Genomic DNA, 8,109 nt, shown 5'->3' on the forward strand with positions numbered 1-8,109 from the left:
ATTGATTGGCAGCCACCGACCATTCGGTGGCTTACCAGAAACATTATACTTAATAATTTTCTTCCTTCACACTATTCTCGCTTCACACAAAAAGCTGTGATGATGCGAAAAACAATACAGTCACAGCCAAAAGAACAAAGAAGAGAAATACATCTCCTGCTGTATTCGATTTTGGCCTGGCTGATGTGCCATTTGGTCTTACCATTTTTTACTCCCCCTTAATAGTTTATTTTTTATTTGCTTCAATTCCATTCTTAAATTCAAACTTTCATTATTTTTCTGACTGAGAAAACAAACTCAGAACGAAACTCTTCATGATAAATCCCGGAACCGAACTTGTGGTTTGAACATTTACCAAGTTCTTTAATTACTTTGGATTCAGATTGAATGCAGTTCGGGTTGGTACTTGATCCAAATGATCCGCTGATAAATGCGAACAATAAAACAGATAATAAAACTGCAACCAAACTTTTCAATTCAATTAAATCCTCAGTCCCGCCGAAGCGAGATTTCGAGTTAAATGATTTCATCATTTAATTTTTCAAAATATCAATTAAAAAACTAAGCGCCCGTCAATCCCTGACGGACGCTTAATGTAAGAAACAGCTAATTGCTTATTTCATTGATACTCCCGCAAATGCGGGATTTCTGGTTAAATAACTTCATTATTTGACCATCAACATTTTCTTATAAGAATTGAACTTGTCAGAGTTCAATTGGTAAATGTATATACCGCTCGGTAAACCTGAGGCATCGAATGTGCGTTCATAGCTTCCAGCATTCAAGAATTCATTTGATGCAAGTGTTGCAACAAGCTGACCAATGGTGTTATACACTTTGATCGTTACTCTTGCTGCTTCCGGCAGATCAAACGAAATCTTTGTCGATGGATTGAACGGATTTGGATAGTTCTGTCTTAATGCAAATTCATCCGGAACGTTCTTCGGTTCGTCTACGCCGGTTGGCATGCTGACATCAAACTTGCCGACTGTTGAGTAATAAGAATATGTTCCATCTAATGCTTTTGATCTTACTCTCCAGTAATACTTGGTATTTGCGTTGAGTCCGGCAACATTAGCATACTGGTTCGAGATATTTTCTACCTTAGCTGCATGAATGAAGTTCGGATTCTCTCCATACTCAAGCTCATACTTCAAACCAGAGGCTGGAGGTACTGGTAATCTCCAGGAGAATGTTGGTGAAGTAGTACTGATAGCAACATTATGAGGACCGCCAATCCACGGCTGAACAATAATGGATGAACCCTCTTGAATTGTGAAATCAAATACATCTGAATATGCCGTGTATGAGTTATCAGCATATCTTCCTCTTACTTTCCAGAACCAGGTTGTACCGTTAGTTAATCCGGTTATGGTCTTTGTTTGGGATGTTATATTTGATACTGTATAGGTTGCCAACGGGTCAAATACGTCAGAATAACTGTAAACTAACTCATAATCTACTATCCCAAGAGATGAACCATTTACATACCAACTGAAGTATACTGTCGTGTTGTTTGTCACCGATCCATTCGATGGATTTGAGTTTACTATCGTCGTTGTACCAGGTCCTCCTACTACCACAAACCAACCTATTCCATTCGGATTTAACGTCGTTGTACCGTTTGGATATACTGCCCAATAATATGTAGCTCCATACGTTAAACCATTTGCAAAATCCGTACCCAATTGTTGACTGAATGTTGAAGTGCTCAATCCAAGGAATTGACCTCCATCAGCATTATTTGAAGCAGGTGAATATGTAAGCCAACTTCCAGGTGCAGATGTTTTTTTGTATTTAACATTATAACCTGTTATACCAAGTGAAGAACCTTGTAAGTACCAGGAAACGTAAGGAGTATTTGTATATTGAGTTGCACCTCCGGTAGGCCAACTTGCAACTGCGTAACTTTGTGTTGTTCCACCTGTAACAACAAATGAAACTGTTGAAGACCATGCTGAAGTACTTCCCAATGAATTTTTAGATCTCACTCTCCACAGATATGTTGTGCCTGGAGTTAATCCGGTTACCTGATAATTCATACTTGTGATATTTGTATACTCTGGTGTTCCATCAACTGAAGTACCAAAATCAATTTCATAAGTAAGTCCAGTGGAGTATGGACTTAAATACCAATAAAGTGTTGGTGAAGTTGAATACACTGTCACTCCATCTATTGGATAGTTTGGCGTTGGAACTACCAGTGTTCCAGGACCATTATTAACGAAATATGTTCTTGCTGACCAGGCTGAATATGGTGCCAATCCCAGTGCTGCTCTCGCTGCAGAATATGACCTAACCTGCCACCAATACGTCGAACCGGGTGTAAGCGTCGGTGAGGTTAAGTATTTATTACTTGAAAAACTACCTACGGCAGCCGGATAATTTGTCGCACCCACCAATCTTCCATTTCCATCAACTCCGGGATCTGCTGCAGAAAGCACATAGCAAATCTGATAAGTCAATCCATCACCATTTGTTGTAAGTACCCAATCCAAACGTGGAGTATTCGAATATATAGTTTCTCCATCTCTTGGATAATTACATGTTGGTACTTCTAATGCACCACTTCCAAATGTTACGAAAGTTGCTGCGGCACTCCAAGCTGTTGGGTTTCCAGAATAGATAGCTCTTACTTTCCAGTAATAAGTTGTATCGGGTATTAAACCTGATAATGTATAATATAGATCAGTAATGCCTGTTACATCAGCTGTCCCATCTACCCCCCCAGGACCATAATCTATTTCATAAGTTAATCCTGAGTAATAACCTGATAGTATCCAATCTAACCTTGGTGAAGTCGTGTACACGGTAACTCCTCCAGTTGGCCAGTTCGGGGTTACTGTTACAGTCAATCCACCTTCTGTATAAAAATAGTTGTATGTAGTCGGTGATGGATAATGTACATATTCACTATTTGATGTTCTTCTAATAAGAACTCTCCAGTAATACGTTTTACCAAGTGTCAATCCGGTAAGCTGTTTGGTAAATGAACTGTTGGAATTACCTGTTACGATTGTTGAAGTTGCACCACTCCAATCCGATTCAACTGTTGGTGCAGCTGATGCATACATATATTGAATTACAAAAGTTAGTCCATTAGCAGAATGACCAGTAGACCAACCAAGATCAACTGTTGTTGACTGAATTGCTTGTCCTGTTGTCGGTGTATGCTGGCTGACCGTAAATGCCGGTGCAATTGTAAAATGATATGTGCTTGATGCATATTCATTATTGTTGTTATCGATCGCAGCCACTTTCCAGTAATACATCGTCCCATTTGCCAACGGAAAGTTAGGAATCAATGCTGTGAAAGTTCTTGTCAAGTTTGTTCCTTGATCTACAGCATACAATGGAGTTAAGAAATCACTTGCATCATCAACATATAATTTATATGAGACCGCACCTGTAACAGCTCCCCAAGTCATTGTTGGTAAAACAGATGCGCCTGTTATTCCATTAATCGGGGCTGTAAGGGACGGACCTGTATTTGTTGTGGTAACTGATGTAGTATTTGAGTTAGAACTTGTATACGATGCATCGTATGCTCTCACTCGATAATAATAGGTCGTGTTCCCATTTAGTCCGGTAACGGCTTTTAATAGAACGTTCCCAACATCAAGGTCTACATATCCTGCAACATACGAAGCAAAATTACTTACTGCTGACACATCCAACTTATAACCAGTTGCACCACCATTTGCATGGGCTGTCCAATTCGCTGTAAAACTGGTTAAATTGGTTCCCGATGCGGCTGTCGTAGTTGGTGGACCAAGGATTGTGGTGAAACTATTTTCGGAAGAAGTTTTATTAGCTTCACCAGTTTTTTTCGCATGAACTCTAACGACATAAGCAGTATTATAATTTAAACTGCTGATAAATGTATAACTTGTAGTAGCTCCGCCGAGACCATCTATAACATTGCTCCAATTGGTTCCACCATCAGCACTTAATTCAATTTGGAATGTTACACCGGTTGTCCCTCCAGAAAAAGTCCACGTAACAGTTGGAAGAATCGATACGCCGGTAGCACCACCTGAAGGTGCCGTCAATATTGGAGATGCTATTACAGTTGTGAAATCAAAATAGCCATAAAGTGGCGGATTCAAAGGTGGCACCAAAGGATTCGCCCCTAATGTCCAAACACCCCAGCTGTAGGTCGTATTATTTGCTAATCCTCCAACAAGAGGCAATACATTCGGACCCCCATTAGAATACACAAAAGTAACAGGGCCTCCGATTATTGCATCACGTGCTTGGTTTAACAAATACATATCATAGGATGTAACATCTACTAATGGGGCTGGATCTAGTCCAGCAGGGACAGTATAAGTGGTAGTTAATGAAACTCCACTTTGCCCATCAAAAGGTACTTGTGCAAAAAGTCCTTGTGCTCCAATGATAAGGAGGACAAAGAAGGTAAAAAGGATGAAAGAAATAGTTATTCTTTTCATATTTCCCCCTGTTTAATTATTAATAAATTAGTTATTTGCAATTGAAGAATGAGTGTTAAATAATTCATACTAGTAACACTCCTTTAAAGTTATAAAGATTTTAATTCTCATTTATTTCCCCCATTTTGTTGTTGTTACGTATAGTTTGAACCCAATGAAAAATGGAAATTTATTTAACTCCATTCTCCCTCCGGAATAAAATACTTTCAAATTTTTTTTCATTGTCGGTTCACTTAATTAATTGAACTTTGTTTAATTGATTTACGATCACTTCGCCATAAGAACTATAATTTAGAGTAGTTGCATTGATTTTGGTGATTTTTTTTCTCAAAGTCAATACCCTCAGCTCCAAATTTTTGAAGAAGCGAAAAAAAGGATCGATACAAGAATTAAAACAAAAAATAGAAAATAGTCTCCTATAGTGTTGTTTTTTGTTTTAGGTGCGGTATTTCTGTTCATTATTTCTCCCTATTTTATTTACTGAAAATTGAATAGTTACTTTTTTAATACTTTTCATTTAAAACTCACAAGGGTGGATACATTGCCACAAGCTGCTGAGCTAAAAGTATCAGTATCAAAAAGATAGAAAACAATAGAAAAGATGTTCCAAGTCTCTTCATATTCCCCCTCTGTTTAATTCCGCTTTTGGCGGATTAGTTAATAATTTTATACAACGCAAAATAATAGTGTAAAACACAATTAAAATGCGAGTATACTTACTTATGATTTATACTACTAAGTAACTACTCCCTTCCCGCAATTACTATATCTCACCATTAGAGTCGTTTGGAGAAAAAGTTGGGGGAAAAAATTTGAAAAAAAATGAAACCTCCTAAAGATGTCATCTTTCCAGAAACTCTATCTCATAGCTAAAAGATAACATCTTTATAAATATTTTTAGAAAATAGAACACAGATCCGTTAGCTAACGGACACGGATTAGGCAGGATTTTCACGGAAAAAAAACTTTTGAGCAAAAAAGATGTCACTTGCTGTCACCGACCACTCGGTGACAGGAGTTGCATCGCCACCGAAGGTCGGTGGCGACAAAATTACTTCAATACTTCTTCAATTCTCTCGACCGCCCAATCGATTTCTTCTTTTTTAATTACCAGAGGAGGAGCCAACCGAATTACATTCTCGTGAGTTTCTTTGCAAAGAAGTCCTAATTCTTTCAATGCTTCACAGAATCTTCTTGCACCGCCGGCTTCTGTTTTCAATTCAATCCCGATAAACAAACCTTTACCCCGAATTTCCTTTATGTGTGCGCTTTGGATCTTATTCAGCTTTTCAAGAAAATAATTACCAAGCTCAAAAGATCTCTGAGGGAGATTTTCTTCTACTAATACTTTTATCGATTCTCTTGCAATCGCACAGCCGAGCGGATTCCCTCCGAAAGTACTTCCGTGATCACCCGGATTGAAAATCCCAAGCACATCTTTTGAAGCCAGAACTGCAGAAACTGGATACGCTCCCCCGGATAATGCTTTACCTATAATTACAGCGTCAGGTTTTATTCCATCGTACTCATAGGCAAAAAGTTTTCCTGAGCGTCCAAGGCCTGATTGAATTTCATCTGCAATGAACAACACATTATTCTTTTTGCAAATTTCATAAGCTTTTTTTAGATATCCTTCTGAAGGAATTAAAATTCCAGCTTCACCTTGAATCGGCTCAACGATGAACGCAGCAGTGTTCGGTGTGATCGCTTTCTCAAGCGCATCAATATCGTTGTAGGGAATAATTACAAAGCCTGGCGTGAATGGTCCATATCCATCTCTGTACTGATGTTCGGTAGAAAAGCTCACGATTGTGGTCGTTCTTCCATGGAAGTTATTTGAGCAGGCAATGATCTCTGCTTTGTCGTTTTCTATTTTCTTGATTTTATATCCCCATTTACGAGCAGCTTTGATTGCAGTCTCAACGGCTTCAGCGCCTGAATTCATCGGAAGCATCATTTCAAATCCTGTAAGTTCGCATAATTCCTTACATAATAATGGAAGCTGAACATTTCGAAATGCACGCGAAGTCAATGTTACTCTTTCTGCCTGCGACTTAAGAACATTGATTATCCTGGGGTGACAATGCCCTTGATTGACTGCGGAGTATGAGGCAAGGAAATCTAAATATTTCTTTCCATCTACATCGTAGACCCAAACTCCTTCGGCTTTATTAATTACAACATCAAGCGGGTGATAATTATGAGCCCCATATTGTTCTTCTATCGAGATATAATCTTTCGTCTGCATTTTTTCCCTGTTTTTATTACAAATATAGGAAATGTTTTCACTCAAGGGGAAGGGATGAATAATTAAAAATTCAATTGTCAAAAATTAAAATTATTTGAACAGCCCATATGTTAATATGCTAAAGATTTTAAAATAATGCGGTCTGTCAGATGTGAATAAATGGGGAAAGAAATGTGAAAAGAATCCCGACTAAAATTGAGATAAATAAGCATATCAATATTGCTTGAGCGCCATACTTGGCTTCACCATCTTTGAATAATACGATTGGACCATATCCCGAGCCTGAACTTAGTCCGGCGATTGTTGCACCAAATGAAACTCCGGCATGAAGGAATCCTTCAACGATCGCAACCGACATTCCGCAATTCGGAACTAAGCCAAGTATTCCAACGATTAGAACTTGCGTGCATTGGTTCAAATTCAGTCCTTGTATTAGATTTTCTGATCTTAAGTAAAAAAGAAGCAATCCAATTGCAAGTGTTATCGAAATCACCCAAGCATAAATTCTCAGTGTTCGCTGCAGACTATGCTTGATAATTTCAGCGTACTTAGTTTTTTCGAGCTCGGTTTTAATTTCAACGACTTTTGTGGAGACTTTAATGGTTTGCTTACCTTCATAAAATTTGTTTGGGGCGATCGAATCAATCACATACCCAGCAATTAATCCCACTAAGAATTTTATCCCTATTATATAAAGAAGATACTCCCACTTTTCACCGTGAGCGATCAGAACAGGAATAGCTTCATCTGAAGTTGCGATATACGTTGCAACAAGCGTCCCCAGAGTAACTCTTTTCGAAAGATAGAGGGATGTTACGAAAACTGACATTCCGCATTGAGGCAGAATTCCGAGCAAAGTGCCGGCAAGAGGACCGAATTTTCCTGAAATCTTTGTAAATGAAACGAGATCAATCCCACGTTCGTGCCAAAGATATTCAAGAAGAAAGTAAAGAATGAAAAGCACCGGGATCATCGGCAGTGTATCGAAAAATGAGTGCTGTATTGTTTCGATTAAAGTTTCTTGGTGCATTGCTGTTATAAATAAAAAAAGGAGTCTATAACTCCTTTAATCTAATAAATAATCAAGACATCGAGTCTTGGCAGATAATCATACTTTTGCAAGTTCGCTCAGGTCTTTGACCTTTAAGAACTTGTAATTGAACTTGTATGATTTTTTTGATTGATCAAAAACAGTTTCGACTACTTTAACACTGATCAATTCTTCTTTTTTTCTTTGCGATTTTGCAGCTTTTTCTGCAAAAGAAGTCGCTTTTGCCATCTTATCCTCTCTAAGTTATATTCAAAAAAGCGGGTGCAATATAATTGAAATCCATTAAAAATGAAACTCAGTTGTTGGGTTGAGGCTGAGTCTGAGATTAAAGCTGAAGGGAATAAGAAATAAAAAAA

Annotated in this window: 4 protein-coding genes; all 4 read right to left on the bottom strand. The window is 38.2% G+C overall.

The features are described 5' to 3' along the window. Positions 1-260: 260 nt before the first annotated feature. Positions 261-533 carry a hypothetical protein gene (locus FJ213_12225; GenBank protein ID MBM4176919.1) on the bottom strand — a complete coding sequence of 91 codons (273 nt, stop codon included), beginning with the start codon at positions 531-533 and terminating at the stop codon, positions 261-263. 132 nt (positions 534-665) lie between these two features. Beyond that, positions 666-4,454: a T9SS type A sorting domain-containing protein gene (locus FJ213_12230; GenBank protein ID MBM4176920.1), complete on the bottom strand. Its 3,789-nt coding sequence runs from the start codon at positions 4,452-4,454 to the stop codon at positions 666-668. Between the two features lie 1,051 nt (positions 4,455-5,505). Further along, entirely contained in the window at positions 5,506-6,702 is a 1,197-nt protein-coding gene (gene rocD, locus FJ213_12235) for an ornithine--oxo-acid transaminase (protein ID MBM4176921.1), read from the bottom strand. A gap of 145 nt (positions 6,703-6,847) precedes the next feature. Continuing rightward, positions 6,848-7,732: a hypothetical protein gene (locus FJ213_12240; GenBank protein ID MBM4176922.1), complete on the bottom strand. Its 885-nt coding sequence runs from the start codon at positions 7,730-7,732 to the stop codon at positions 6,848-6,850. Between the last annotated feature and the right edge of the window lie 377 nt (positions 7,733-8,109).

The organism is Ignavibacteria bacterium (genome assembly GCA_016873845.1).
Taxonomy (GTDB): Bacteria; Bacteroidota; Ignavibacteria; order Ch128b; family Ch128b; genus JAHJVF01.

What these genes read in the sequence shown, in the direction of transcription:
- FJ213_12225 (MBM4176919.1), bottom strand. Translation starts at nt 533, where the DNA reads ATGATGAAATCATTTAACTCGAAATCTCGCTTCGGCGGGACTGAGGAT.
- FJ213_12230 (MBM4176920.1), bottom strand. Translation starts at nt 4,454, where the DNA reads ATGAAAAGAATAACTATTTCTTTCATCCTTTTTACCTTCTTTGTCCTC.
- rocD (MBM4176921.1), bottom strand. Translation starts at nt 6,702, where the DNA reads ATGCAGACGAAAGATTATATCTCGATAGAAGAACAATATGGGGCTCAT.
- FJ213_12240 (MBM4176922.1), bottom strand. Translation starts at nt 7,732, where the DNA reads ATGCACCAAGAAACTTTAATCGAAACAATACAGCACTCATTTTTCGAT.